The organism is Streptomyces gottesmaniae (assembly GCF_031845845.1).
Classification (GTDB): Bacteria; Actinomycetota; Actinomycetes; order Streptomycetales; family Streptomycetaceae; genus Streptomyces; species Streptomyces akebiae.
The window spans coordinates 33,722-58,518 of record NZ_JAVRFJ010000044.1 but is presented as its reverse complement, the minus strand read 5'-3'; the positions used below and the strand labels follow the sequence as shown (position 1 = coordinate 58,518).

Here is a 24,797-nt window from a genome sequence, read left to right as displayed (position 1 = left end):
ATGACCAGCACGAACACCGACATCGCCCGCGCCTACTTCCAGGCCGTCCAGACGGGAGACATGGCCACGCTCGGCGAGCTCCTGCACGCCGACATCGTCTGGCACCAGCCCGGCGCCAACCAGTTCTCCGGCGAGCGCAAGGGCCGGGACGCGGTCTTCCAGATGCTCGGCAGCATGATGGAGACCAGCGGCGGCACCTTCGCCATCGACAAGATCCACACGCTCATGGGCAACGGCGATCTGGTCGCCGCCACCATCCACTTCAGCGGCCGCCACGACAAGGCGTCGATGAGCATGGAGGGCGTCGACCTCCTGCGCGTCGAGAACGGAAAGATCACCGAGATGTGGCTCTTCTCCGCCGACCCGGCCGCCGAAGACGCCTTCTGGGGCTAGAACTCGGGGGTGTCCGGGCCCGACCGGGCCCGGGCACACCCCTGAGCCGGTCCGTACACACACGAAAGGCACCGCTCCATGCGGAAGATGACCGAGCAGCGGTGGCGGGCGTTCGTCACCGACGGCACCCGCACCGGCAAGCTGTCGACCGTCCGCGCCGACGGCAGCCCCCATGTGACACCGGTCTGGTTCCTCCTCGACGGCGACGACATCGTGCTCACCACCGAGGAGAACGGCGTCAAGGGCCGCAACCTCGCCCGCGACGGACGCTTCGCCCTCTGCGTCGACGAGGACCGGCCACCGTACGCGTTCGTCCTGCTGCGAGGCACGCCGAGATCTCCGACGACCCCGACGACATGCTCCACTGGGGCGGCCTCCTGGGCGCCCGTCACATGGGCGACGACCGCGCCGAGGAGTACGCCGCACGCAACGGCGGCCCCGGCAACCTCCTCGTCCGCGGCCGCGTCGACGAGGTCATCGCCTTCGACGGCATCGCCGACTGATCCGCGAGCCGTCGCGGCTCACGACGCCGGCCGGCCGGGCTGCTTCGGTGCCCGCACGCCCGCCACCGGCCTCTGCCCGGCGGCCTTCCGCTCCGCCTCCAGTGCCCGCCCGGCTGCGCGCAGTGTGCCGAGCACCTCCGTCATCTCGCGCACGGACCGCTCGGGAATGACCGACCCGATCCGCAGTTCCAGCTCGTCCTCGAAGACCTTCAGCGCTCCGTCGGCCAGCTTCCGCCCCTGGGGCGTCAGCTCGACGATCGAGGAACGCCGGTCGTTCGGATTGGCCCGCCGCGCACACAGGCCCGCCGCCTCCAGACGGTCGACCACCTTGCTCGTGCCGCCCACCGTGATGGAGAACTCCTCCGCGATGTCCTGGATCCGCCGCCCGGGACGGCGCAACAGCAGGTGCAGCACCTCGAACGAGGTCAGCGGCAGGTCGTACTCGGCCCGCAACCGCTCCTCGATGCCACTCCACAGCTCGATCTCCAGCGAGACCAGCTCCCGGTACAGCCGCTTCAGGTCAGCCATCACTCGTCTTCCGAAGAACCATCTTCCATGGATGATTCATGGTAATCGCGTCGGCCGCTGATCAAGCGGCCCTACGGTCTCGTCGCATGGGCCTCCACGGCCTGGTGCATGTTCGGCTGGATGGGCCGCGCTCATGGCCGGTGATCCGGTCGGGCCCGGGACGCGATGCTGCGGGCGGGCGGCCCGAACCACAGCGCATGCATCCCTCGACGCGGCCGCTCTACCTGGCGATCCTGGTCAGTCCGCCCTGGTGACGGGCAGGCCCGACGGGGCCCGCGGCTGGGCCGAGCGGGCGCGTGAGGAGGCGGAGCGACCGGGGCTGCCGATGCAGCGGGCCTCCGCGCTGCGCGGCACCGCCCATCTGCCGCCGGCGGAGGGGGACACGGCAGCGGCGGCGGACCTGTTCGCGGAGGCCTCGGTGGAGAGCGCCCGCTGCGGCGCGGACTCCTGGGAGGCCCACTCCCTGCTGCTCGGCGCCTCGCTGTAGGCGGCGGCGGGCCGCGGGCCTCCGGCGGCGCGCGCACCTGGCTGAGGGGGCGCCGACTCGCCGAGGCGGGCGGCAGCGGGATGCAGGTCGGCCTCGCCGGCGCCACCCGTCCGCCCGGTGACCCCCTAGCCTCCGTACGGTTCCCCGGACCGCACCGGACTCACCGAACGGCTGGCCGGCCTGACCGCCAGGGAGTTGGAGATGGCCGAACTGGTGGCGCGGGGGCTCACCGGTCAGTCCATCGCGGACCGGCTCTACGTCAGCCGGCGCACCGTCGAGAACCATGTCTCGCGCACCTGCCGCACGACCGGGGTCTCCTCGCGTACCGCCCTGGCCGCGCTGATGGCCCGCCGCCGCGCCGCGATCCGTTTCAGGGACGCCCGCGCGGGGCGGGACCGACCGTGGCCGGGGTGACCTCGGCGGTGACCGGTGAGCCTCGCGCACCGGCCACCGCGGTCTCGGCCGGGAAGCCGCCTACCTGACGTCGACGAAGTCACCGGGCGCCGTCGCGGAGCCGGTCGTGGTGGTGCCGGCGAAGACGAAGCGGTAGTAGCCGTCGGAGTCGGCCTTGGTGGTGGTGCTCAAGGCGCCGGTGCCGCTGGTCCTGACCGTCTTGAGGGTGGTGTAGGTGCTGCTGCCCTTCTTGCGGAACTGCAACTTCACCGGCTGGGCCGCGTATCCGGCGTACTTGCCCGTGGTCCAGTCGGCGCGGCTCAGTCTGCCGGTGACCGTGATGGTCCTGCCCTTCTTCACCGGCTCCGGCGAGGCGTTGGCGGTCAGCCGGGCGGCACGCTTGATCTTGGTCCTGGCGACGTCGTCGTCGTAACTGGCGTTCGCGTAGAGGTCGTAGGCGCCCAGGAAGAGTTTCCAGGTCCCGGCGGTACCGTTGCCGTCCTTGAAGGCGACCGCGGGGTCGATGGTGAAGACCGTCCTGCAGCTGTAGCTGTAGCCGCCCTGGACCGGCGTCTCCGTGCAGGTGGGGTACTCGTCCGACTCCAGGGCGCCGGTGATGGTGTCCGTGCTCGAACTGTCGGTGCCCTGCCACAGGAAGGCCTGGGTGATGGCCACGCCTTCCTCGTCGAAGGCGCTGAACGTGACGGGAACGGCCTTCTTGCCCGTCACGCCGAGAACGATGTCCTTGCCCTTGTTGACGACCCCGTTCTTGAAGGTGGTGCCACCCGCGGCGTCCCGCGGCTGGACGTTCTTCGCGGCGAGGGCTCCGAGATCCGTCGCCGCCCCACGGTGGTCCGCCGCCTGGGCGGCACTCGGAAGGACGACCGCCGAGAGTACGAGGGCGCCGGAAAGCGCGGTGGCCGCAGCGCGTATACGCATGTGATTCCCCCATGATGAGGTCGGGCGGCCCTGCCGGACTGTCCTTGTGGCAGGGCCTGTTGATGTGGTGAAGAGGCCGGCGCACGCCCGGCCGCGCGGAAGACCCCGTGGATGAGGCTCAGTGCGTGGGAGAGCGGAGGACGTCGTCGACGCCGGGGTACCTCACCGGTCGAACCAGCTCCTGGCTTCCGCGGAACTGAAGCTCCGCAGCACGACGAGGGCGAAGACGATGCCCGGAAGAACCGAGACGCCGCCCCCCCCCTGGAACAGGCCCAGCAGACCGCTCGGCAGGCTCAGCGCCTCGATGACGATGACCGTGACACGTACCCCGTTGGACCGCTTGCCCGCCAAGGCGCCGCACAGGATCAGAGCACCCGCGATCAGCAGCGACAACACCCCCACGAACCCGGAGCAGCCCGGCCCCCTCGTCCTGACCGCATCTGCGCTTTCGTGCCCGGTGTCGTCATGAACGCAATGAAACGGCACGGGTGTCAGGGGCACATCAGTAGGAGTACGTATTCCATGTACGTATGTGCCATCGCCGCTCCGTGTACGTATGCGGCTTCAGCGGCGGCGGGCGGTGGCCGCGTCGAAGAGGGCGCGGCCGTCGATGTCGTCGGCCCGGTAACGGGGAGGGCGCTGGGTGGCCCAGGTCAGCTCGGTGTCGGCGGCGAGGTCGGCGGCGATCTGGGCGCCGGAGTTCCCGCCGCCGACCACGATCACCCGGCGGCCAGCGAAGTCCTGTGGGCGCCGGTACTCCACGGTGTGCGGCTGCCGGCCGCCGGGATCCCCTCAGCCGGGGACGGCGGGGAGGAAGGGGCGCCGGCACGCCACCAGGTGCCGGTGGCGCTGATCACGGTGCGGGCGGGTCAGGTGCCGGAGTCGGTCTCCACCCGCAGGAGCCCGCCGTCGCGGTGGACACCGAGCACACGTACCGGCCGCTTGACGGCGAGCTCGTACCGCTTCTCGTCAGCGGCGAGGTACGGCACCACGTGCTCACGCACGACGTGCTGCGCGTCGGGGTCCTCCTGGCCGGTCCGCGGAAGCATGGGACGGCCGGGCAGCGAGGAGTGGGCGGCCGGGGAGTACAGGTGCGGGGAGTCCCAGGTCTGCTGCCAGGCCCCACCCGCTGTGATCCGCTCGTCGAGGACGACGAAGTCGAGGCCCGGACGGCGCGGGTGGGAGCCGGCGGCGAGCCCTGCCTGGCCGCCGCCGATCACCACCACCTGCGCGGTGCGTGTCACTCGCCGGCTTCCCTGCCGGGCGTGAAGATGAGGGCCACCAGCCCCAGTCCGACCACACCACCGATCAGCTGCATGCCGATGAAGCCCGGGACCGAGCCGGGCGCGATGCCCGCGAACGTGTCGCTGAAGGTACGGCCGATGGTCACCGCCGGGTTGGCGAAGGACGTCGACGAGGTGAACCAGTACGCGGCGCCGATGTAGGAGGCGACGGCCACGGGGGCGAACCGCAGCTGGTCGGTGCGGGCCAGGCCGAAGATCAGCAGGATCAGGCCGGCGGTGGCGACGACCTCGCCCAGCAGCAGGTGCCCGGCGGACCGGTCGTGCGTGGACCACTCCACCAGCGGCTCGCCGAACATCGCGTCCGCCAGGGCCGCGCCCGCGATCGCACCGATGATCTGCGCGGGGACGTAGACCGCCACCTCGCGGATCGTCACCCCTGGCCCGCCGCGCCGGCCCGTCCACCACTCGGCCAGCGTGACCACGGGGTTGAAATGCGCGCCGGAGACCGGCCCGAGCAGAAGGATCAGGACACCGAGGCCGAAGACGGTCGCCAGCGAGTTGGCAAGCAGCTGCACCCCGACGTCCTTCGTGAGCTCCGTGGCCTGGATGCCGGAGCCGACCACCACCGCCACCAGGGCCGCGGTGCCGACCAGTTCGGCTGCGGCGCGGGCCGCGAGCGGCCTACGGGGCGGAGTGGCGCCCGGAGCGGGCTGCGGCTCGGCGGAAGGGAGGGCCGGCTCCGCGGCGGACTCGTGCGTGGCGGTCAACAAGGACTCCTTGGTGCGGTTGCCAGGGGTGGCGAGGGGTCAGGGGCAGGACCGCTTGTTGTCGGCGGCGGTGCGGGCGGACTCGGCCAGGTCGGCGAACCGGTCCGCGAGGGAGGCGATGACGTCGGGCTTGAGCCGGTAGTAGGTGAACCGGCCGCACGGCTCCGTCTCCACGACCCCGGCCTCGCGCAGCACTCTCAGATGGTTGGAGAGGTTGGTCTGCCGGGCACCGGTCTCCTCCACGAGGTGGGTGGTGCACAGCATCTCTTTGGCGAGCAGGGTCACGATGTGAAGCCTGAGCGGGTCGGCCAGAACCCGGATCAGGTCAGTGTCGACTGACGTCATCATGTGCTGATACTGTCACATCAGTGGTGGCTGATACCACCAGGTGCTGACATCATTCGCGCCTGATGCCGTCGTGAGCCGAGAGAGAGCCTCCGATGTCCGACAAGCCCTCCGTGCTGTTCGTCTGCGTCCACAACGCCGGCCGTTCCCAGATGGCCGCCGCATGGCTGACCCACCTGGCCGGGGACCGCGTCGAGGTCCGCTCCGCAGGCTCCAACCCGGGCGCGGGCGTCAACCCGGCCGCCGTCGAGGCCATGGCCGAGGTCGGCATCGACATCTCCGCCGAGGTCCCGAAGATGCTCACCGTCGACGCCGTCAAGGAGTCCGACGTCTGCATCACCATGGGCTGCGGCGACACCTGCCCCGTCTTCCCGGGCAAGCGGTACCTGGACTGGCAGTTGGAGGACCCGGCGGGTCAGGGCGTCGAGGCCGTGCGGCCGATCCGTGACGAGATCAAGGTGCTGGTCGAGGGCCTGATCAAGGAGATCGCGCCGGAGCCCCGGGCATGAGCACGGGCTCCGGGATCCGCGACGTCATCGCCATCGGCTCCGGCCCCGCCGGATACACCGCTGCCCTCTACACCGCCGCGCCTCGCTGAAGCCCCTGGTCTTCGAGGGCGCGGTCACGGCCGGCGGCGCGCTGGTGCAGACGACCGAGGTGGAGAACTTCCCCGGCTTCCGTGACGGCGTCATGGGCCCGGACCTGATGGACGCCATGCGGGCCCAGGCCGAACGCTTCGGCGCCGAGCTCGTCCCCGACGACATCGTCGAGGTCGACCTCACGGGTGCGGTCAAGACCGTGATGGACAGCTCGGGTACGGTCCACCGGGCGAAGGCCGTCATCGTGGCGACGGGCTCACAGCACCGCACGCTCGGTCTGCCCGGCGAAGCCGCCCTCTCCGGCCGGGGGGTGTCCAAGATCTTGGTCGCCTGCGGCCTGGCGGCGAGCCAGCCGTCGACCCGCTCACTCCGCCCGCACCCGCCTCGACCTGGTCACCGACCGGACCCGTCAGACCACTCACCCAGATCCGCTCGCACCCGCATACCTTCCGGCCGGCCGGTGCCGCGAGGCTTCAGTCGCTCGGCCAGGTGCTGAGTGCCTGGTCGGCGACGCGGTGCATGTCTTCCCGGCTGGCGCCGCCGGCGGCCTGTACGGCGAGGCCCTGCCCGACCGTGTGCACATAGCGGGCGAGGGTTTCCGGGTCGGCGGTGGGGGGCAGGTCGCCCTCGGCCTGGGCTTGTTCGAACCGTTTCCGCAGGGCGGCCACTCCGGCCTCGCGGCGTTCGGCCAGGTCGCGGCGGACCGGTTCGCTTTCCGGGCCGGCGGCCAGCGCGGACTGCACCAGCAGGCAGCCGCGCGGACAGTCAGGGAGGGTGTGGGCGTTGACGGCTCCGTGCAGCATCGCCTCGGCCACCTGCCGGGCGGTGGGCAGCTCAAGTGCCGGGGCCACAAAGGCTCCCGGGCCCTGCACATAGCGGTCGGCGGCCTTGCGGAACAGCTCCTCCTTGTTGCCGAAGGCGGCGTAGACGCTGCGCCGGTTGATCCCCATGGCCTCGGTCAGCGCGGCGAGCGAGGCACCCTCGTACCCCTCGGCCCAGAACACCCGCATCGCCACCTCCAGCGCCTCGTCGGTGTCGAAGGACCGGGGCCGTCCCATGCTGGGCATCGAAGCCTCCTTGAGAAAAAGTTCGCCGCCACGGAATGACTCCCGCGGTTGCTCAGGTTGATGTCATCGCGCCTATGGTAACCGATCGGTTCGGTTCGTCCCTTTCATCATTATTCGCCCAGATCAGGAGGGATAGCGCGGGAGGAGGTCCCTACCGCGCGTGTGACGAGTGGACAAGCCGCAAGGCCGAGCCTGGGCTGACCCACCCGCCTTCAGGCGCGGACGTCAGTTACGGGGACGGCCCCACCGCGAGGGACCGCCCGGCCCGGCCGTCCGCCGAACCCCGGCGGGCTTCCGGACCTGGTGCGTGTCTGACGGTGGGGTTGGCCGTGGCGGGCCTCAGGCGTGTGGTCCCGCGCCGTGCAGGAGCGTGTCAATGACGAGTGCGGCCAGCGCGTCGGGGTCCTTTGCGGCCGGATCCTGCTCGGAGCCGGGCCTGTCGAGGGCTTCACTCAGGAGCGCGTAGTACACCTGCCGCGTCCAGTCCAGGTCCGCGTCCCGGGCGAGGAGCCCCTCGCTCTGCGCCCGGGTCAGGAGTTCGACGGTGTACCTGTCGATGTCGGCCCAAAGGGCGGCCGCGGTCTCGCTGTGGGGCGTCGTGTGACTGAGGGTGAAGCGCCAGGCGCTCTTGACCCGCAGGACGTTCGCGGTCACTCGGTACAGGGCCACGAGCGCGGGGGCGGAGTCGGGCCGGGCTTCCCCGATGGCGTCGAGGAGTTGCTGCTTCGCGGAGACAGCGAGTGCCTCCAGCAGCGCCTGCCGGTTCGCGAACCGGCGGTGCACCGTGATCCTGGTCAGACCCGCCGCCTCAGCGATCTGCTCCATGGAGGCACCGGCGTCCTCGGCGAGAACCCGCTCGGCCGCCTCCAGAATCGCACGCACACTGCGCTCGGCATCTGCCCGCAGCGGTCGGCCCATAGCGGTCTCCATGTCTCGTTCGTCTTCGCCCCCTGGAGAGGATACGTGAACGATACGGGTAACTGGATAACTGATCCTCCACTGCCGCGATTGCGTCACCATGTGATACGTCGATGATACGCATCAAGGATCGGGTCCCACCCCTTCGCGCTCGACGGGACACGACCCGCCACTCACGACCTGCGTGAGCGGTTCGCCCTGGCGGATGACGCGGTCGGGCGCCCGGGACGACTCCCGACGACATCGTCGATCCCTAGCTTCAGGAGCATGTCGATCATGCGGGAGTTCCTTCGCCGCCCCCCGGCTCACCGGCGTCGCCACTCCCAGCTCCCCCACCCTCGCACCGCCCACGGCCTCCGGCCCGTCTCCGAGCAGGAGCCACCGGATCCGTCAGGACCTTCCGGTGCGTACGGCGGCGGGCCCGGCCTGACGACGTCGCCGGAACAGCACCACTCCCGCGCGCTCCGCAGAACATTCGCACGCCGAGCGCACATCAGGCTCGACGCGGGGAGCCCTCCGGCCCGACCCAAGGAAATGGCATGTCCTCAACCAATCGACCTACCCGCATCTCCCGGCGGACCGCGATGGCGCTGGCCGGCGTGTCGGTCGTCGCGGCCCTCACCGCCACGGCACCGAGCATGGCCGACGCGGTCAGCGAGAGTTCCAGCGGCACGCGGCACTCGGTCACCCAGGCGCAGAACGCGCAGAGCGCCAGCACCGCCCCCAACCTGCGCATCAAGGCCGCCAACGGTGTCACTTACCAGTACCGCCGCTTCGGTCACCCCAGTGCGGGCAGCGTGCCACTGGTCTTCCTGCAGCACTTCCGCGGCACCCTCGACAGCTGGGATCCCAAGCTCATCGACACCATCGCCGCCAAGCGCGAGGTCATCCTCGTGGACAACGTCGGCGTCGGCGGCTCCACCGGCACCACCGCCAGCACCGTCCAGCAGATGGCCCTCGACGCCTTCGACTTCATCGACGCCCTCAAGCTGCCCCGCTACGACGTGTTCGGCTTCTCCCGCGGCGGCGAGGTCGCCCAGGAGGCCGCGCTGCGCCGCCCCTGGCAGGTCCGCCGCGTCGTCCTGGCCGCCACCGGCCCCCAGGGCGGAGTGGACCAGCGCGCGTCCGACCCCACCATCCTGCGGCGGACCTTGAAGGACGACCCCGGCCCCGAGGACTACCTCTTCCTGTTCTTCAAGAACACCTCCACCAGCCAGGCCGCGGGAGGCGAGTTCCTGCAGCGCCTCGGGCAGCGCACCACGGACCACGACGCGCCCTCCAGCCTGGCCACTCGCGACCGCCAGCTCACCGCGTGGTCCGAGTGGGGCATTCCCGACAAGTCCAAGTTCGTCCGCCTCAAGGCTCTCTTCCAGCCCACCCTGGTCGCCGGCGGCGAGAGCGACATCCTCATGCCCGCCAAGAACTCCCACCTGCTGGCCAAGTACCTCCCCGACGCCCAGCTGCACATCTACCCGGACGCCGGCCACGGCTTCCTCTACCAGTACGCCGTCCGGTTCGGCACCGAGGTGAACACCTTCCTCGACCGCTGACAGCACACCTCGCCGTGAGACGGTCGCCGGCGCCGACACCCACGGTGGCCGCAGACCGGCAACTCATGCCCGATACCCCGCCGGAGCCGACCCGGCGGGGTATCGCCGTCCGACGGGGCGCCTCGACACCTGTCGGCGCGTAGAGGATACGAGGTCGCTACGGATGACCCCTTAATTGATTCGACCATGTTGCTCATCAATCTAGATCTGATACATTCGTGACACGGATTGGGGATGCTACGGCGACGGATCTCGTACGACCGTCATCCGCGTCCGGCAACCGCAATCCCCCGCATGCCGAAGCAGTCCATGAGTCAGGAGTCCGAAATGGCGACAACACGACCGGTAGCCCTCGTGACGGGTGCGTCCTCCGGCATCGGAAAGGCAGCCGCGCTCGCGCTGGCCGCGGCGGGCCACGAGGTGGTCGGCACCAGCCGCGACACCGCGCACGTCACCCCCCTCAAGGGCGTGACCTTCCTCGACCTCGACGTGACCAGCGATGATTCGGTGACCGCCGCGGTCGCAGAGGTGATCGACCGGTTCGGGAGGATCGACGTCCTGGTCAACAACGCCGGCATCGGCTCGGCCGGCGCCGCCGAGGAGTCCTCCGCCGCGCAGGCCCAGGGCCTGTTCGACATCAACGTCTTCGGCGTCATCCGCATGACCAACACCGTCCTGCCGCACATGCGCGCCCAGCGCAGCGGACGGATCATCAACATCTCGTCCATCGTCGGCTTCATGCCGCAGCCCTACATGGCGGTCTACGCCGCCTCCAAGCACGCCGTCGAGGGCTACTCGGAATCCGTCGACCACGAGGTACGCGAGTACGGCGTGCGGTCCCTGCTCGTCGAACCCGCCTGGACGAACACGGCGTTCGACGCGGCCAGCGTGCGGCCCGACCGGCCCCTGGACGTCTACGCCAAGCAGCGGCACGTCTTCGAGGAGTACATGGCCGGCGCGGTCAAGGACGGTGACGACCCCGCCGTCGTCGCCAAGGAGATCGTCGCGGCGGCGACCGACGCCAAGCCCAAGGTGCGCTACACCGCCGGTGCCATGACCGGGCGCGTCCGCACCATGCGCCGCGTGGTCCCCGCCCGCGTGTTCGACCAGCAGCTGCGCAAGCTCAACCGCCTGCCCGCCTGACCGACCATCCCCCCACGAGACACAGCGACAGGAAAGCGAAGCCCGCCATGAGCACCTATCTGGCAGACGCGGCCGGCGACCTCACCGTGGACGGCCCCTCCGCGACCTTCACCTACCGGCGCCTCGGCCCGCGGGGCGGCATCCCGCTGGTCCTGCTGAACCGGGTCCGGGGCACCCTCGACTGGTGGGACCCCGAGCTCCTGGACCAGCTGGCCACCGCCCACGACGTGATCGTGTTCGACAACGTCGGCACCGGCTACACCTCCGGCACCCCGCGCGACTCGGTCGAGGGACTCGCCGACGGCACGGTCGAGTTCGTCGAGGCCCTCGGCCTGCGGCAGGTGGACCTGCTCGGCTGGACCCTGGGCGGCACCGTCGCCCAGCACATCGCCCGCACCCGGCCCGGCCTGGTCCGCAGGCTGGTCGTGGCGGCCGCCAACCCCGGCGGCACGGTGCCCGGCGCTCCCGCCCATGACCCGAAGGTGCGGGCCACCATGACCAAGTCCGAGGTCACCGGGGACGACCTGGTGTTCCTGTTCTTCCCCGAGACCGAGACGGGGCGCGCCGCCGGGCACGCGCACCTCGCCAGGGTGGCCACCCGGCTGGCCACCGGAATCCCCGGCGTGTCCGAGGCGGCAGCCCTCGGCCAGCTCACCGCGATCGGCAAGGACGCGGCGATCCCGTTCGACCAGGTGCGGGCGGACCTGGAGTCCATCAGGCAGCCCGTCCTGTACGCCACCGGCATGAAGGACGCGATGATCCCCGCCCTGGCCTCGTACACCGCCGTCCAGCACCTCACCGACGCCACCCTCGTCGCCTACAGCGACGCCGGTCACGCCTTCCTCTTCCAGCACGCCAAGGACTTCGCCGCCCAGGTGACGGCCTTCCTTGCCGACTGACCGCTCCCCCGAACGCCGGAGCCACGGCATGCCGAGCGCCTGCCCGACCGAGGAGATACATCGTGCAGTCGACCAGCGTCCCGGCGCGCCGGGAGGTGACGCCGCTGGAGTTGTTCTTCGACCTGGTCTACGTCTTCGCGATCGGCCAGCTGTCGCATCAGCTGCTGGCGCACCCGACGTGGACGGGCGCGGCCCAGACGCTCGTGCTCTACCTCGCGGTCTACGCGGCGTGGGCGTACACCACCTGGGCCGTCACCCTCGTACCGGCCGAGGATCCGCGGACCAGGCGGATGCTGCTGACGGTCATGCTCCTCGGTCTGTTCATGAACGCCGCGATCCCGCGCGCCTTCGGCGATGCCGGATGGGTCTTCGTCGTCACCTTCCTGCTGATTCATCTCGGCCGGACGGTGTGGCTGCTCGGGGTGGGCCTCGATCGGCGTGATCAGGAGCATTGGTGCCGCGTCCTGGTCTGGTTCGCCGCGGCCGCCCCCTTCTGGCTGACCGGCGCGGCGGCCGACGGCGGCGCGCGGCTGGTGTGGTGGGCCGTGGCGACCCTGATCGAGCTGGCGGGCACCTGGACGGCGCATCCCCTGCCCGGCCGCAGGCTGAACTCCCGGCAGGTCGACTTCGCGGGCGGCCACCTGCTGGAACGCGGTCGCCTGTTCATGATCATCGCGTTCGGTGAGGCCATCCTGACCACCGGCACCGCGCTCACCACGGCGCCCTACGAGCCCATGACCCTGTTGACCAGCAGCGTGGCTCTCGCCGGCACGGTCGCGTTGTTCTGGCTGTTCTTCAGCCGCTCCGAGCACATCGTGCACCACTATGAGCGGACCGAGGACCCCATCCGGGCGGGGCGCAGCGGCGTCTACAGCCTCATGGCCTCCGTCGCCGGGATGATCGCCGCCGCCGCGGGCGACGAGCGTGTCATCGCGCACCCGGCCCACCACGCCGGCATCACCACGAACCTGCTGCTGTTCGGCGGACCCGCCCTCTTCATCGGCGCGCAGACGTGGCACGGCAGGACCCTGTTCGACGACCTGCCCCGGGCGCGGCTGGTCGCGCTGTCCGCTCTGGTCATCGGATGCGCGGTCACGTCGACGGCTCCGGCCTACCTGGCGGCCGTCGTCGCCGCCGCGATCGTCCTCACGCTGGCCGCGGTCGAAGAGCGCCGTCCATCCGGGGACAGCACCGCGAAGCCGATCTCCCCAGGCCGCCCACGTCCCTGACCTACGGCACCACTGCGGTCGGCCCGATCCCGGCCCGGAACGACGGTGAGACGCGCGTACACCGACTCGATCTGCCGCATTCGCCATGTCCGTCCCTCACGCAGGAGCCATCCATGGACTTCTCCACCAGCGACATCCCCGCCACCGGTGCCGACCGACGCCCGGGCCGGGACCTCACCACCCGGTTCCTCAGCCGCGGCACGGCGTCCAGGGCGGTGCCGGCACCTCCGACCGGCTCTACGAAGGAGGGACGCCGTGCCAGAGGCGGGTGTGTTGATCTGTGACGACCAGGAGCTGATGCGGGTCGGCCTGCGCATGGTCGTGGACAGCCAGTCGGACCTCACGGTCGTCGGCGAAGCCGGGGACGGAGAGGCGGCCGTGGCGAAGGCGCTCGCACTGCGCCCGGACCTCGTCCTCATGGCCGTGCGGCTGCCGCGCCTCGACGGCATCTCGGCCACCGCACAGGTACGCGCCGCACTGCCCCACACGCAGGTGCTGGTCATCACCGCCTGCGACCGCGACGAGTACGCCTACGCGGCACTTCGTGCCGGAGCCGGCGGCTTCCTCGTCAAGGACACGCCGGCCGCCGAGATGCTGGTCGCCATCCGCGGTGTGCTGCGCGGCGACGCGGTGATCGCCCCCTCGGTGACCCGACGGCTGATCGACCGGTACGTCACGGACGCCGTCGCTCCCCTCACCGACAAACGCCTCGACGTGCTGACCGACCGCGAGCGTGAGGTGTTGGGTCTGGTCGCCCGCGGGCTGAACAACACGGAGATCGCCGGGAAGCTGTTCCTCGGCGAGACCACGGTCAAGACCCACGTGGCCCGGATCCTCGGCAAGCTGCGTCTCCGCGACCGGATACAGGCCGTCGTCGTGGCCTACGAGAGCGGACTGGTTCGTCCTGGCGGATGACCCCGTCGGGCCCTCGGGATGGTTTCCGACGACACGACCGATCCTTAGCTTCTGAACATGTCGATCATGCGCGAGTTCCTCCGCGGCCCCCGACTCACCGGCGCCATCGCGCCCCCTCCTTCACCACGCCGACCTGGTGGAGTTGGGGTCCGGCACCGGAGCGATCACTGACGCGATACGGCGACGGCCGGCACCGGGGACGCGGCTGATCGCGGTGGAGCTCAACCCGGTCTTCGACCGCCGGCTCACGGACCGGTACTCCCACAGCGTCGTCGATGTGGTCCAGGGGCAGCTCCGAGGGCTGAGTCCGAACGGGCAGGTCCAGCACGTTCGCGTACACGCAAGCGGCGTGGACCCACCCGGCCCGCCGGTTCGTGACCGAGCTGACCGGGCGGTTCTCCACGCTGGAGCGCGGCCGGGTGGTGCGGCCGAACCTCCCGCCTGCGTATGTGCACCGTGCGGTCGTACCGGTCCACGGGAAGTCGGCGGAGCCGGCACACGGTAGGCAGCGCCCGCAGCCACGGAACAGCCCGTTCTCGCCGCCACCGGCACGACCCCGGAGCGACGCTCCGTCACGCCTTCCTCTTCCCGCACGCACACACCCCCTCAGCACTGGAGCACAGCATGACCCAGCACACCATGTTCAAGATCGAGACCGTGGCGCCGAAGATCCGCAGGGTCACCTTCACCCATCCGCCGGTCAACGTCGTCGGGGCGGACACCGTCGTCCAACTGGTCGACGTTGTCGACGAGTTGAGCCGTGACGAGCAGGTTCAGGTCGTCGTCTTCGACAGCGGCACGCCCGGATACTTCTACAACCACGCCGATCTCGGCCAAGTGCCCGAACTCCTGGCCCTGAACGCCGCGGACGGGACCCCGACGTGGGTCGAACTCGTCACCCGCCTGACCAGCGCCCCGTTCATCAGCATCGCCTCCATCCGCGGGCGCACGCGGGGCGGAGGCGACGAGATCACCCTGGCCTTCGACCTGCGCTACGCCAGCCGCGAGGAAGCCTTCTTCTGCCAGCCCGAGGTCGCGATCGGCATCGTCCCGGGCGGCGGCGGCAGCGACCGTCTGGCCCGGCTGCTGGGACGGGACCGCGCGCTCGAAGCGGTCCTCACCAGCGAGGACTACGACGCCGAGCGCGCCGAACAGTACGGCTGGGTGACCCGGGCCGTCCCCGACGCCGAACTCGACGCCTTCGTCGACGGTGTCGCGGCGCGCATCGCATCCTTCGACAAGGCGTCCGTCCTGGGCGCCAAGGCGCAGATCAACCGGTCGACCCTGCCGCCCGTGGCCGACCTGCGCGCGTCCTGGGCGGAGTTCGCGGAGTCCGTCGAGTGGCCGGGATTCCAGGCCCGCGTGCCGCGACTCGGGAAGGCCATCGCCGAGATCGGTCTCGACGAGATCGAGCGGAACCTCGGCTACTACGCCGGCCTCATCAACCAGCAGGCATAGCCACAGCCCGTTCACGACGACGCCGCGCGCTTGGTGCGGCGGCGGGCCGGACCACGCGGATGACAACACGCCACCGGTGCTCGCCCGCAGCGCACCCGTGACGAGTGCGTCCCGAATCCGCTTCCCCCACATCCTCGCGAAACGAGGAAGGACCTCCATGACCGGGGACCACGCCCCCCTTCTCCGGCACCTCCGCGTCGGCTGCGGACCGACTGCCGGGCCGCAGGGGCGGCCACCGGGCAGGAAAAGTCAGGGGAACCGCCGTACGGCGCAGGGAACTTCTGACGCTGACGGCGATGTGCCTGGGCGTGATGATGACGTTCCTGCTCGTCACCGCCACGATCTCGGCACTGTCGGCGATCCAGGGCGATCTGCACGTCCGCCCGGGCGCACTGATCTGGATTCCCAGCGCGTACACGCTGGTCGTGGCCGCTCTGGTGCTGTCGGCCGGCACCCTGGGCAATCTCCTGGGCCGCAAGCGGATGTTCTGCGTCGGCGTGGTGATCATGATCGCGGGAGGCGTGCTGGCCGCGACCGCCGGCACCACCGGCACGGTGATCACCGCGCAGCTGGTCGCCGGTGTCGGCGGCGCGCTCATCCTGCCCAACAGCCTGGCCGCGCTGGGCGCGACCTTCGCCGATCCGCAGCGGCGGACGCTGCTCGCCCACGCCACCACCACGTGCCTGATCTTCCGGGCCGACGGCCGGCAGCCCGCACGGACCGGTGAACAGGCAGCCCAAGACACCTCTCCGACGGCCTGACCTGCGGCTGAGCCCCGCCCAGGCACGGAACACTCCTCCGATCCGACCAGCGCCCCTCCCTCACTCAATGCGACAGGGACTTCCATGGACCTCGCCACCAGCACCGTTCTCGTCACCGGAGCCAATCGCGGCCTCGGCCGCGCCCTCGCCGCGGAACTGCTCGGCCGCGGCGCCGGCGTCTACGCCGGTGCCCGCAACCCCGACCAGGTCGACCTGCCCGGCGTCACGCCGATCGCGCTCGACATCACCGATCCCGCCTCCGTGGCGGCCGCCGCCAAGGCCACCGGTGACGTCACCGTCCTGATCAACAACGCCGGCATATCCACCGGCGGCGACCTGCTCACCGGCGACCTGGACGACATCCGCCGGGACATGGACACCAACTTCTTCGGCACCCTCTCGGTGGTCCGGGCCTTCGCACCCCAGATCGCGGCGGGCGGCGGCGGTGCCGTCCTGAACATCCTGTCCGCCCTGTCCTGGTTCAGCTTCCCGGACGTCGGCGCCTACTGCGCCGCCAAGTCCGCACAGTGGTCGCTCACCAACACCCTGCGCCTCCAACTCGCCGACCGGGGCATCCGGGTGGCCGGCCTGCACGTCGGCTACATGGACACCGACATGACCAGCACGGTCACCGCGCCCAAGACCGCCCCCGCCGACGTCGCCCGCCTCGCCGCCGACGGCATCGCCGAGGGCAGCTACGAGATCGTCATCGACGACATCAGCCGCCAGGTGCGGGCCGGGCTGTCCGGAGGCGTCACCGCCCTGTACCCGCAGCTGCCCTGACGAGCAGTCCATCCGGCACGCCCGATGAGCAAGACGACCGATCCCTCCACCCGAACCGCCGCCGACCGAAGAGAGTGGGCATGTCCACCGAACTTCCCGATTCATACGGTCCTCCCCCTGAAGGGCCGGCGCCGGCCCCGTCCCGACGAACCTTCATCGCCACGACGACCGCCGTCGGTGGCGCGGTGATGGCGGGCGGCCTGGTCGCGGGAGCCTCGCCGTCCGCCGCCGAGGAGGCGTCCGCCGCCGACGCACCACCCGCCGGCCGAGTCGCACTGACCGTCAACGGCGAGCGGCGCATCGCTGTGATCGACAACCGGACTTCGCTGCTTGACCTGTTGCGCGAGCAGTTCGGCCTGCCCGGTACGAAGAAGGGCTGCAACGCGGGTGCCTGCGGGGCGCGCACGGTCCTGGTCGACGGACGGCGGGTCAACTCCTGCCTGACCCTGGCCGTGCGCCTGGACGGTGCCGAGGTCACCACCGTCGAGGGCCTGGCGGACGACGACCGACTGCACCCGCTCCAGCAGGCGTTCGTCGACCAGGACGCCTTCCAGTGCGGGTTCTGCACGCCGGGGCAGATCATGTCCGGCGTCGGCTGCATCGAGGAGGGCCACACCGGCTCCGCGGACGAGATCCGGGAGTGGATGAGCGGCAACATCTGCCGCTGTGGCTGCTACGTGAAGATCGTGCGGGCGGTCGAGCAGACCGCGCGCGGGAAATGAGGCCCGGCCACCATGTATCCCTTCTCCTTCACCAAGGCCGCGGACACCCGGAGCGCGCTCGCGGCCGGGCAGCGCGGCGGGCGCTACATAGCCGGCGGCACCACCCTGGTCGACCTGATGCGCGAAACCGTCGAACGCCCCGAGACGCTCGTCGACATCAGCGCGCTGCCGCTGCGCGAGGTCACGGTCACCGAGCGCGGGGGTCTGCGCATCGGCGCCCTGGTGCGGATGGCCGAAGCCGCCGCCCACCCCAAGGTCCGCACCCTTCACCCGGTCATCTCCCAGGCGCTGGAACTGAGCGCGTCAGCTCAGTTGCGGAACATGGCCACCATCGGCGGCAACATCATGCAGCGCACCCGCTGCACGTACTTCCGCGATGTGACGGCCGCCTGCAACAAGCGCGGCCCCGGCTCCGGCTGCGCCGCGCTGAACGGCTACAACCGCACCCACGCGATCCTGGGGTCCTCGGACCAGTGCGTGGCCACCCACCCCTCCGATGTCGCCGTGGCGTTCGCCGCGCTGGAGGCGAAGGTGCGGCTGGTGGGCCCGAACGGGGAGCGCAGCGTCGCCTTCGCGGACTTCCTGCTGCGGCCCGGCAGCGCCCCGAACCGTGAACAGGACCTGAAAAGGGGTGAGTTGATCACGGCGGTGGAGATCCCGGCCCTTCCGCGGCCACTGAAGTCCGGCTACCTGAAGGTCCGCGACCGGCAGTCCTACGAGTTCGCCCTCACCTCTGCGGCCGTCGCACTGCACGTACGCGGCGGAGTGATCCGAGAAGCCAAGGTCGCCGCCGGGGGCGTGGGTACCGTGCCGTGGAAACTGCCCGCCGTCGAGCGGCACCTCATCGGCGAACGGCCCTCGAAAGCCCTGTGGTCCCAGGCCGCGGAACGAGCGGCGGACGGGGCCCGCCCCCTGGACCACAACCACTTCAAGATCGAGCTCCTGAAACGCACCGTCGAGCGCCAGCTGCGCATCGTAGGAGGCACCGCGTGAGCCCGCAGCCGCAGGCAGCCGTCGGCGCCCCGCTCTCCCGGGTGGACGGCCGCCTCAAGGTCACCGGACAGGCGCTGTACGCCGTCGACCTCCCCCACGCTCGAACAACCTCGCGCGGGGGGACCCCCATCATCCCCGGAGCCGTGCACGCCGTCATCGTCGACAGCGGCATCGGCCGGGGCCGTATCACCGCCATCGACACCCGCGCCGCCCTCGGCCATGCCGGCGTCCTGAGGGTGATCAGCCACCTCGACGCTCCCCGACTGCCCTACCAGCGCAACCCGCTCCCCACCGCCCCGCCGGGCGAGCGGCTGCACGTCTTCCAGGACGACAAGGTGCTCTTCCACGGGCAGCCGGTCGCCGTCGTGGTGGCCACCACCCTGGAGGCCGCCCAGCACGGCGCCAGTCTGGTGAAGGTGGCCTACGACGCCGAGCAGCCGTCGACCGACATGGCCGACGCACCGGCCGACGAGCCCCGGACCTACGCACGGGGCGATACGGACAGGGCGCTGGACTCCGCCGCCGTACGCATGGAGATGACCTACCACCTCGCCCGCAACAACCACAACGCGATGGAGCCGCACGCCACCACCGCCCGCTGGGACGGCGACAAGCTCACCGTGTGGGACAAGACGCAGTGGGTGTTCGGCACCCAGATAGAACTCGCCACAGTGTTCGGTCTGCCTCCGGAGTCGGTGCGCGTCATCTCTCCGTTCGTCGGCGGCGGCTTCGGCAGCGGACTGCGGGCCTGGCCGCACGTCACCATCGCGGCCCTCGCCGCCCGCGAGACGAAGCGCCCCGTCAAACTCGCCCTGACGCGAAAGCAGTTGTACTTCGGAACGGGCTTCAGACCCGCGTACGAGTACGCGGTGCGCCTGGGCAGCGACCGGCGCGGACGCTTGACCGCCATGACGCATGACGTACGCGCCGAGACGTCGTCGTACGAGACGTTCACGGAGTCCGTACTGATCCCGGGGCAGATGCTGTACAGCATGCCCAACGTCAGCCAGGAGTACCGGACGGTACCCCTGGACGTACACACCCCGCTGTTCATGCGCGGCCCCGGGTACACCACCGCCTCCTACGCCATCGAGTCGGCGATGGACGAGCTCGCCCACAGGCTGGGCATCGACCCGATCGAGCTGCGGCTGCGCAACGAGCCCGAGGAGGACGAGTCCAGCGGGCTGCCGTTCTCCACCCGCAGACTGCGCGAGTGCTACACGGTCGGCGCCCGCGAGTTCGGCTGGCACCGCCGCAACCCCACCCCGCGCTCCACCCGGGACGGCGACCGGCTGATCGGCACCGGCATGGCCACCGGCGTCTACGACACCGCTCGCCAAGACGCCCGGGCGTCGGTCCGGCTGGACGCCGACGGCACCGCGCTGGTCCAGTCCGCGGCCAGCGACATGGGCCCGGGCACCTACACCTCCAACACCCAGCTCGCCGCGGACGCCCTCGGCCTGCCCATGGGCAAGGTGACCTTCCGCCTCGGCGACTCCCTCATGCCGCCCGCCCCGCCGCACGGCGGCTCCTGGACCATGGCCAGCGTCGGCTCCGCCGTCCAGGACGGCTGCGACAAGCTACGGACGCAGGCCGTCGAACTCGCCGTCGAGGACGCTGCATCACCGCTCCACGGCGTCGATCCCGACACCGTCGTGGTCCGCGCCGGCCGACTGCACGTGAAGAACAATCCCGCACGCGGTGAGACCTATCGGCAACTCCTGACCCGCAACAAACGCACCCACCTCGAAGCCATGGGATCCTTCACCCGCCCAACGGGACCGGAACGGCACTCCCTGTTCGCCTACGGCGCGGTCTTCGTCGAGGTCGCCGTCGACGCCCGGCTGGGCCTGGTCCGGGTGCGACGGATGCTCGGCGTCTACGACGCGGGCCGCATCATCAGCCCCAAACTCGCCGACAGCCAGGCCCTGGGCGGCATGGTCGGCGGCATCGGCCAGGCCCTCCTCGAACACACGGTCACCGACCACCGCGACGGCCGCATCGTCAACGCCGACCTCGCCAACTACCTCGTCCCCGTCAACGCCGACGTCCCCGACCTGAAAGCCATCTACCTCGACGGCGACGACCGCGAGGCAGACCCCATCGGCGTCAAGGGCCTGGGCGAGATCGTCCAGGTCGGGGTGGCGCCCGCCATCGCCAACGCCGTCTTCCACGCCACCGGGCGTCGTATCCGCGAACTGCCCATCACCGCGGAAGCCCTGCTCTGAACACCGGGGCCCCCTCGGCGCCCCTTCCGACCGTCCGGCGGCAGGTGAGCGGCCCACCGCCGGACACCAGGGCCGCCGCGGTGTCGCCTCTCCCGCGCCGACACCGCGGCGGCCCGCCCAAAACCGTTACCCACGGAGACGTGCCCATGCTGAACATCGCCGACACGCTGCACGCCTGGTGCCGCGAAGCCCGCCCCTTCGCCCTCGCCACTGTCGTCCAGGTCAGCGGCAGCGCACCCCTGCCGCCAGGCACCTCACTCGCCGTCGACGCCGACGGCACGGTGGTCGGCAGCATCTCCGGCGGCTGCGTGGAGGGCGCCGTCTACGACCTCTGCCGCCAGATGCTCCAGGACGGCGGCGGCCCCGCACGCGCCCGGTTCGGCTACTCCGACGACGACGCCTTCGCCGCCGGCCTGACCTGCGGAGGCGAGATCGACGTCCTGGTCCAACGCGTCGAACCGACAGCCCAGCCCCACCTGACCGCCGCCCTGGGCGAAGCCGTACGGGGCAGGCCCGCCGCCGTGGCCCAAGTGGTCGACGGCCCCGCCGAACTCCTCGGCCGCACCCTCACCCTTCTCGGCGAGGGCGGCGCGTACGACGGCACGCTGGGCGGCGAGAGCGAGGACAGGGCCGTCCTGGCAGAGGCCCACGCCCTGCTGAGAGCGGGACGCACCGCCAGGATCGATGTCGGCAAAGGCCCCGACACCTGCCCCGTCACACTCTCGGTCCTCGTCCACGCCCACGCCGCTCCGCCCCGCATGCTGATCTTCGGGGCCGTCGACTTCGCCGCCGCCCTCAGCCAGGCCGGACGCTTCCTCGGCTACCGCGTCACCGTCTGCGACGCCCGCCCCGTCTTCGCCACCGCCGCCCGCTTCCCGCACGCCGACGAAGTCGTCGTCGACTGGCCCCACCGCTACCTCGCAGCCACCGAGACCGACGCCCGCACCGCCATCTGCGTCCTCACCCACGACCCCAGATTCGACATCCCCCTGCTCGCCCTGGCACTGAGTCTCCCCGTCGGATACATCGGCGCGATGGGCTCCCGCCGCACCCACGAGGACCGCAACCAGCGGCTGCGCGAGGCCGGCGTCACCACGGCGCAACTCACCCGCCTCAACTCCCCCATCGGCCTCGACCTCGGCGCCCACACCCCCGAGGAAACAGCCGTATCCATCTCCGCGGAGATCATTGCCCACAGCAACCGAGCCACCGGCCTGCCCCTGTCCGCCGGCACGGGACCCATCCACCGTTCCACAGCTCGAACCGCTGCCTGACCCGCTGTCCGCCCGGTGAACACCTCTCCGCCTCTGCTCCGGAGCCCTCTTCCCCGACCTTCGCAAGGAGCAGTCATGCACCGTCACGAATCATCGCGGCATCAGCCATGCTCACCCCGACCACTGCCAGGGCGCGGCCCGCTTCGGCGTCCCCGTGCACGCCCTGCCGGAGACCATCGCGGAGATCGTCACCGTAGGCGCCAAGACGGAGGGCCGCTTGGAGAGGCGCGATCAAGAGTCGCGCAGGCCGACTGGTGAGAGTGCAAGTGGTCCGCTCTGGGCCGTTTACCCACCCTGTGAACGGGCCTCGGAGCCGCCCCATGTCGAGGCCTCTCCGCCATCCCCGAGCCAGGTGACATCAGCGTCGTCCCCTCACTCACAGGAGGTGGCTCAACAGGCAGTACGTCCCGACACCTCTGGCCTCAACGCGGCCTCGATTTCGCCGTCGACGCCTTGTCCGGACCGCTGTGGCGACTCACCCACAGGTCAGAGCACCATGAGCTGCGGTCGTTGCAGGTGCTGCCGAACTCACGAGCAGCGGATGCACTCCGTTCAGGCAAAGTTGACGGTCCGGCACCCAAAAAGGAACCTTTCCGCAGGTCACAGGCCTGCAAAGGTGGGGCGGGTGGGACTCGAACCCACGGCCGACGGATTATGAGTCCATTGGGGATCTCGGCGGCCCTTGTCGATCCCGCTCCGGGGCGGGCCTCGAACTGGCACGCAGCGGATTTCCCTACAGCGACTCAAAGGCAGGGGGAGCGCCCCCCGAAAAAACGCGGACCCTCATTTCCTCCGGTCGCCTCAACGATCACCGTACGGGCTATCTCGCGTGCGGGGGGCGACACCCCCGGAGTTCGGCCCGGCGGAGATGAGCGGCGGAGCATCCCTGCGGGAGCGGGAGCCGACGTCTCCACGCTCGTAGCCGTGTACGGGAGCAGAGGAACATCCTCGCGTGCGTGGGGATAGCTCCTGGACGTAGAGCGGCTTCAGCGTCCTGGCGATGTCGGCCCTGTGCATGCGGGCATAGCTCCCAGACGGAATTACTTCGGGACCTGATGAACCCATCGGCCGCCCATGCGGGGATAGGTCGTAGTGATGCACCCCGGAGACATCGATCACCAAGGTCAGAAGCCCACAGACGTGTTCCTGCCTCCGGAGATCAGGCTCGCGCGTCTCGCTGCTGGACTTCCTTGAGGACTCCGGCCACCGTCGCGAAGTCATTGTCCACGTGGAGGACGGTGTGCCCATGGTGTACAGCTGTCGCACACACCAACAGGTCGATCGCTCCCGCCGCCCGATGCTGGCCCCTCTGGGTCAGTTTGTACTGGGCGGTGTCGACCCACCGCCAGGCGTTCTTGGGAACCGGGGAGAGCAGACAGAGCGTGCCCAGTTCCTCGGCCAGCTCATCTCGGTGAGACGGGCTGGTCGCCGAATAGAGGAATTCGGCGCGTGTCGGCTCACAGAGGTGGAACACCCCGGCGGCGATGTGTCCCTCCCAGGGGCGCAACGCACCTGGGGTACGGAACAGATGCCACAGAGCCGAGGTGTCGACCAGATACGTGATCACTCGAAGGCCTCGCGCCGCGCACGCTTCTCGGCTTCATGCGCCGCCGCGGCCTGCTCGAACTCGCCGCGCTCACCTCGCGCGGCCAGCTTCTCCGCGGCCTCAAGCCTCCTGATCCGCGCTACGTAGTCACGAAGGGCCGCGTTGACGGTCTCCTTCTTCGTCGTGGCACCCATGAGCCGCATGGCCTCGGCCAGCGCCTCGTCGTCGAGATCAATCTGCGTGACGGACATCGCACACCTCCCATGTACACGATGTATGCACACAGGATACATCACCAACATCGAGCGTGGGCGTCAATCACAAACAGACCACGCGGGGGAGGCGCGCCGGGTGCCAAGGCGTTCACATGGGCCCACTTCTCCCTGCGGGACGAGCCAGCGGAGACTTGTCCGAACATTGTCCAGACGATCAAGAAATCATGATCACCACGGGGGTCGCCAAGACCCTCAGACTCTCGCCTCGACCAGGAAAATGCCCGGTCAGAAGGTTTCTCCTCGCGTAGCGAGTGGTGGGGCGGGTGGGACTCGAACCCACAGCCGACGGATTATGAGTCCATTGAGGATCTTGGCGGTCCTTGTCGATCAGTGCCGATTCACGCCGTTCTTGCAGGTCAGACGCGTGCACCTGTGTCGGCCTAGCGCGGTCCTTGGCGGTTGGTTCCTGTCCTTGCGGTCCCTTCGTGGTCCCTGCCGCTCCTTGTGAGACCCGCCCGATACCGAATCCTGAACGTCCCTCCAGCTCAACCAGCGCGGTCGAACCCTCGCGCAGCGGATTCCTTTTCGAACGTGCAATGGCTCCGTTTCCAGCATGCGGTCTCTGCGAACGTTCTTCGGCATGAACCTTCAGTCCTCAGAGCTCGTAACAAGATCCGTTCCATCGGGCCATCAGCGTGATGGTTGACTGAGGAAGAAGCCGATGTCCACTTCCCAGTTCTTGCTCCACAGCTTGTAGGCCGTCGAGACGAGCGCGGTGAAGTCGGCCTCTGTCCCGACCTGCTGGGGCCATGACCCGATGTCGGGAAGAGTGTCTGGCAAGGAGACGGTCTGCTCTTCTCGGCCAGTCGTTCGGCCAGCGACCGCTCCGTGTGGGGCC

At 70.2% G+C, this 24,797-nt stretch carries 26 protein-coding genes and 3 pseudogenes; 18 read left to right on the top strand and 11 right to left on the bottom strand.

Translation table 11 applies throughout. The features are described from left to right. Positions 1-393, top strand: a complete 393-nt coding sequence (locus RM704_RS36830; RefSeq protein WP_033530179.1) for a nuclear transport factor 2 family protein — start codon at positions 1-3, stop codon at positions 391-393. Positions 394-471: 78 nt separating this feature from the next. After that, positions 472-896 (top strand): annotated as a pseudogene (locus tag RM704_RS36825) (PPOX class F420-dependent oxidoreductase). 18 nt (positions 897-914) lie between these two features. Here the strand turns inward: RM704_RS36825 and RM704_RS36820 are convergent. Then, the gene (locus tag RM704_RS36820) at positions 915-1,424 is read right to left on the bottom strand and encodes a MarR family winged helix-turn-helix transcriptional regulator (protein WP_033530178.1); all 510 of its coding nucleotides are present in this window, start codon (positions 1,422-1,424) and stop codon (positions 915-917) included. A 250-nt stretch (positions 1,425-1,674) separates the two neighbouring features. Here RM704_RS36820 and RM704_RS36815 point away from each other — a divergent pair, with 250 nt between their 5' ends. Both RM704_RS36815 and RM704_RS36810 read left to right on the top strand, forming a co-directional pair. After that, positions 1,675-1,911 (top strand): hypothetical protein, encoded by a 237-nt coding sequence (locus RM704_RS36815; protein ID WP_311592231.1) that lies wholly within the window; start codon positions 1,675-1,677, stop codon positions 1,909-1,911. A gap of 201 nt (positions 1,912-2,112) precedes the next feature. Continuing rightward, the gene (locus RM704_RS36810) at positions 2,113-2,325 is read left to right on the top strand and encodes a helix-turn-helix domain-containing protein (protein ID WP_033530176.1); all 213 of its coding nucleotides are present in this window, start codon (positions 2,113-2,115) and stop codon (positions 2,323-2,325) included. A 60-nt stretch (positions 2,326-2,385) separates the two neighbouring features. Here RM704_RS36810 and RM704_RS36805 read toward each other — a convergent pair whose 3' ends face one another. The 5 genes and pseudogenes from RM704_RS36805 to RM704_RS36785 form a co-directional block, all read right to left on the bottom strand. Continuing rightward, entirely contained in the window at positions 2,386-3,243 is an 858-nt protein-coding gene (locus tag RM704_RS36805) for a hypothetical protein (RefSeq protein ID WP_033530175.1), read from the bottom strand. A 162-nt stretch (positions 3,244-3,405) separates the two neighbouring features. Further along, a complete protein-coding gene (locus RM704_RS36800) occupies positions 3,406-3,645 on the bottom strand; it encodes a hypothetical protein (RefSeq protein ID WP_192829780.1) in 240 nt (79 codons plus the stop codon). 165 nt (positions 3,646-3,810) lie between these two features. After that, positions 3,811-4,487, bottom strand: a pseudogene (locus RM704_RS36795) (NAD(P)-binding domain-containing protein); the annotation flags it as partial. Beyond that, the gene (locus tag RM704_RS36790; protein WP_033530174.1) at positions 4,484-5,254 is read right to left on the bottom strand and encodes an aquaporin; all 771 of its coding nucleotides are present in this window, start codon (positions 5,252-5,254) and stop codon (positions 4,484-4,486) included. The gene RM704_RS36790 and the pseudogene RM704_RS36795, both read right to left, overlap by 4 nt. A 39-nt stretch (positions 5,255-5,293) precedes the next feature. Then, the gene (locus RM704_RS36785; RefSeq protein ID WP_033530173.1) at positions 5,294-5,602 is read right to left on the bottom strand and encodes an ArsR/SmtB family transcription factor; all 309 of its coding nucleotides are present in this window, start codon (positions 5,600-5,602) and stop codon (positions 5,294-5,296) included. A gap of 92 nt (positions 5,603-5,694) precedes the next feature. Between RM704_RS36785 and RM704_RS36780 the strand changes: the two genes are divergently transcribed. Next, positions 5,695-6,108: an arsenate reductase ArsC gene (locus tag RM704_RS36780; RefSeq protein ID WP_033530172.1), complete on the top strand. Its 414-nt coding sequence runs from the start codon at positions 5,695-5,697 to the stop codon at positions 6,106-6,108. Further along, positions 6,105-6,514 (top strand): annotated as a pseudogene (locus tag RM704_RS36775) (NAD(P)/FAD-dependent oxidoreductase); the annotation flags it as partial. The gene RM704_RS36780 and the pseudogene RM704_RS36775, both read left to right, overlap by 4 nt. 157 nt (positions 6,515-6,671) lie before the next feature. Here RM704_RS36775 and RM704_RS36770 read toward each other — a convergent pair. After that, on the bottom strand, positions 6,672-7,265 hold the full coding sequence (locus RM704_RS36770; RefSeq protein ID WP_033530171.1) for a TetR/AcrR family transcriptional regulator: 594 nt from the start codon (positions 7,263-7,265) through the stop codon (positions 6,672-6,674). A gap of 339 nt (positions 7,266-7,604) precedes the next feature. Further along, positions 7,605-8,183, bottom strand: coding sequence for a TetR/AcrR family transcriptional regulator (locus RM704_RS36765; protein ID WP_033530170.1), 579 nt, complete (start codon positions 8,181-8,183; stop codon positions 7,605-7,607). Between the two features lie 539 nt (positions 8,184-8,722). On the opposite strand from RM704_RS36765, the gene RM704_RS36760 reads away from it, so the two are divergent. From RM704_RS36760 to RM704_RS36705, 12 genes are all read left to right on the top strand, one after another. Continuing rightward, positions 8,723-9,733: an alpha/beta fold hydrolase gene (locus tag RM704_RS36760; protein ID WP_311592224.1), complete on the top strand. Its 1,011-nt coding sequence runs from the start codon at positions 8,723-8,725 to the stop codon at positions 9,731-9,733. A gap of 327 nt (positions 9,734-10,060) precedes the next feature. Then, positions 10,061-10,876 (top strand): oxidoreductase, encoded by an 816-nt coding sequence (locus RM704_RS36755; protein ID WP_033530169.1) that lies wholly within the window; start codon positions 10,061-10,063, stop codon positions 10,874-10,876. A 47-nt stretch (positions 10,877-10,923) separates the two neighbouring features. Continuing rightward, positions 10,924-11,775, top strand: a complete 852-nt coding sequence (locus RM704_RS36750; protein ID WP_033530168.1) for an alpha/beta fold hydrolase — start codon at positions 10,924-10,926, stop codon at positions 11,773-11,775. Between the two features lie 62 nt (positions 11,776-11,837). Beyond that, on the top strand, positions 11,838-13,004 hold the full coding sequence (locus tag RM704_RS36745) for a low temperature requirement protein A (protein WP_033530167.1): 1,167 nt from the start codon (positions 11,838-11,840) through the stop codon (positions 13,002-13,004). A 255-nt stretch (positions 13,005-13,259) separates the two neighbouring features. Beyond that, complete coding sequence (locus tag RM704_RS36740) at positions 13,260-13,919, top strand: response regulator (RefSeq protein WP_033530166.1); 660 nt, start codon at positions 13,260-13,262, stop codon at positions 13,917-13,919. Positions 13,920-14,543: 624 nt separating this feature from the next. Continuing rightward, positions 14,544-15,377, top strand: a complete 834-nt coding sequence (locus RM704_RS36735) for an enoyl-CoA hydratase/isomerase family protein (RefSeq protein ID WP_033530165.1) — start codon at positions 14,544-14,546, stop codon at positions 15,375-15,377. A 296-nt stretch (positions 15,378-15,673) separates the two neighbouring features. Then, positions 15,674-16,138, top strand: a complete 465-nt coding sequence (locus RM704_RS36730) for an MFS transporter (protein WP_033530164.1) — start codon at positions 15,674-15,676, stop codon at positions 16,136-16,138. An 84-nt stretch (positions 16,139-16,222) separates the two neighbouring features. Continuing rightward, a complete protein-coding gene (locus RM704_RS36725; RefSeq protein WP_033530163.1) occupies positions 16,223-16,921 on the top strand; it encodes an SDR family oxidoreductase in 699 nt (232 codons plus the stop codon). Positions 16,922-17,001: 80 nt separating this feature from the next. Further along, complete coding sequence (locus RM704_RS36720) at positions 17,002-17,643, top strand: (2Fe-2S)-binding protein (RefSeq protein WP_033530162.1); 642 nt, start codon at positions 17,002-17,004, stop codon at positions 17,641-17,643. Between the two features lie 12 nt (positions 17,644-17,655). Then, a complete protein-coding gene (locus RM704_RS36715; protein ID WP_033530161.1) occupies positions 17,656-18,636 on the top strand; it encodes an FAD binding domain-containing protein in 981 nt (326 codons plus the stop codon). Continuing rightward, positions 18,633-20,864 (top strand): xanthine dehydrogenase family protein molybdopterin-binding subunit, encoded by a 2,232-nt coding sequence (locus tag RM704_RS36710; RefSeq protein ID WP_033530160.1) that lies wholly within the window; start codon positions 18,633-18,635, stop codon positions 20,862-20,864. Before RM704_RS36715 ends, RM704_RS36710 begins: the two co-directional genes overlap by 4 nt. Before the next feature lie 146 nt (positions 20,865-21,010). Further along, positions 21,011-22,138 (top strand): XdhC family protein, encoded by a 1,128-nt coding sequence (locus tag RM704_RS36705; protein ID WP_033530159.1) that lies wholly within the window; start codon positions 21,011-21,013, stop codon positions 22,136-22,138. A 1,159-nt stretch (positions 22,139-23,297) separates the two neighbouring features. Here the strand turns inward: RM704_RS36705 and RM704_RS36700 are convergent. From RM704_RS36700 to RM704_RS36690, 3 genes are all read right to left on the bottom strand, one after another. Beyond that, positions 23,298-23,705 carry a PIN domain nuclease gene (locus RM704_RS36700; RefSeq protein ID WP_033530158.1) on the bottom strand — a complete coding sequence of 136 codons (408 nt, stop codon included), beginning with the start codon at positions 23,703-23,705 and terminating at the stop codon, positions 23,298-23,300. After that, positions 23,702-23,935: a type II toxin-antitoxin system VapB family antitoxin gene (locus RM704_RS36695; RefSeq protein WP_033530157.1), complete on the bottom strand. Its 234-nt coding sequence runs from the start codon at positions 23,933-23,935 to the stop codon at positions 23,702-23,704. Before RM704_RS36695 ends, RM704_RS36700 begins: the two co-directional genes overlap by 4 nt. A 654-nt stretch (positions 23,936-24,589) precedes the next feature. Further along, on the bottom strand, positions 24,590-24,739 hold the full coding sequence (locus RM704_RS36690; RefSeq protein WP_157856744.1) for a hypothetical protein: 150 nt from the start codon (positions 24,737-24,739) through the stop codon (positions 24,590-24,592). Positions 24,740-24,797 lie beyond the last annotated feature (58 nt).

Coding starts and splice junctions, on each gene's coding strand:
- RM704_RS36765 (WP_033530170.1), bottom strand. CDS start 8,183: ATGGGCCGACCGCTGCGGGCAGATGCCGAGCGCAGTGTGCGTGCGATT.
- RM704_RS36760 (WP_311592224.1), top strand. CDS start 8,723: ATGTCCTCAACCAATCGACCTACCCGCATCTCCCGGCGGACCGCGATG.
- RM704_RS36725 (WP_033530163.1), top strand. CDS start 16,223: ATGGACCTCGCCACCAGCACCGTTCTCGTCACCGGAGCCAATCGCGGC.
- RM704_RS36785 (WP_033530173.1), bottom strand. CDS start 5,602: ATGATGACGTCAGTCGACACTGACCTGATCCGGGTTCTGGCCGACCCG.
- RM704_RS36805 (WP_033530175.1), bottom strand. CDS start 3,243: ATGCGTATACGCGCTGCGGCCACCGCGCTTTCCGGCGCCCTCGTACTC.
- RM704_RS36770 (WP_033530171.1), bottom strand. CDS start 7,265: ATGCCCAGCATGGGACGGCCCCGGTCCTTCGACACCGACGAGGCGCTG.
- RM704_RS36735 (WP_033530165.1), top strand. CDS start 14,544: ATGACCCAGCACACCATGTTCAAGATCGAGACCGTGGCGCCGAAGATC.
- RM704_RS36720 (WP_033530162.1), top strand. CDS start 17,002: ATGTCCACCGAACTTCCCGATTCATACGGTCCTCCCCCTGAAGGGCCG.
- RM704_RS36780 (WP_033530172.1), top strand. CDS start 5,695: ATGTCCGACAAGCCCTCCGTGCTGTTCGTCTGCGTCCACAACGCCGGC.
- RM704_RS36755 (WP_033530169.1), top strand. CDS start 10,061: ATGGCGACAACACGACCGGTAGCCCTCGTGACGGGTGCGTCCTCCGGC.
- RM704_RS36705 (WP_033530159.1), top strand. CDS start 21,011: ATGCTGAACATCGCCGACACGCTGCACGCCTGGTGCCGCGAAGCCCGC.
- RM704_RS36730 (WP_033530164.1), top strand. CDS start 15,674: ATGTGCCTGGGCGTGATGATGACGTTCCTGCTCGTCACCGCCACGATC.
- RM704_RS36810 (WP_033530176.1), top strand. CDS start 2,113: ATGGCCGAACTGGTGGCGCGGGGGCTCACCGGTCAGTCCATCGCGGAC.
- RM704_RS36750 (WP_033530168.1), top strand. CDS start 10,924: ATGAGCACCTATCTGGCAGACGCGGCCGGCGACCTCACCGTGGACGGC.
- RM704_RS36820 (WP_033530178.1), bottom strand. CDS start 1,424: ATGGCTGACCTGAAGCGGCTGTACCGGGAGCTGGTCTCGCTGGAGATC.
- RM704_RS36715 (WP_033530161.1), top strand. CDS start 17,656: ATGTATCCCTTCTCCTTCACCAAGGCCGCGGACACCCGGAGCGCGCTC.
- RM704_RS36695 (WP_033530157.1), bottom strand. CDS start 23,935: ATGTCCGTCACGCAGATTGATCTCGACGACGAGGCGCTGGCCGAGGCC.
- RM704_RS36830 (WP_033530179.1), top strand. CDS start 1: ATGACCAGCACGAACACCGACATCGCCCGCGCCTACTTCCAGGCCGTC.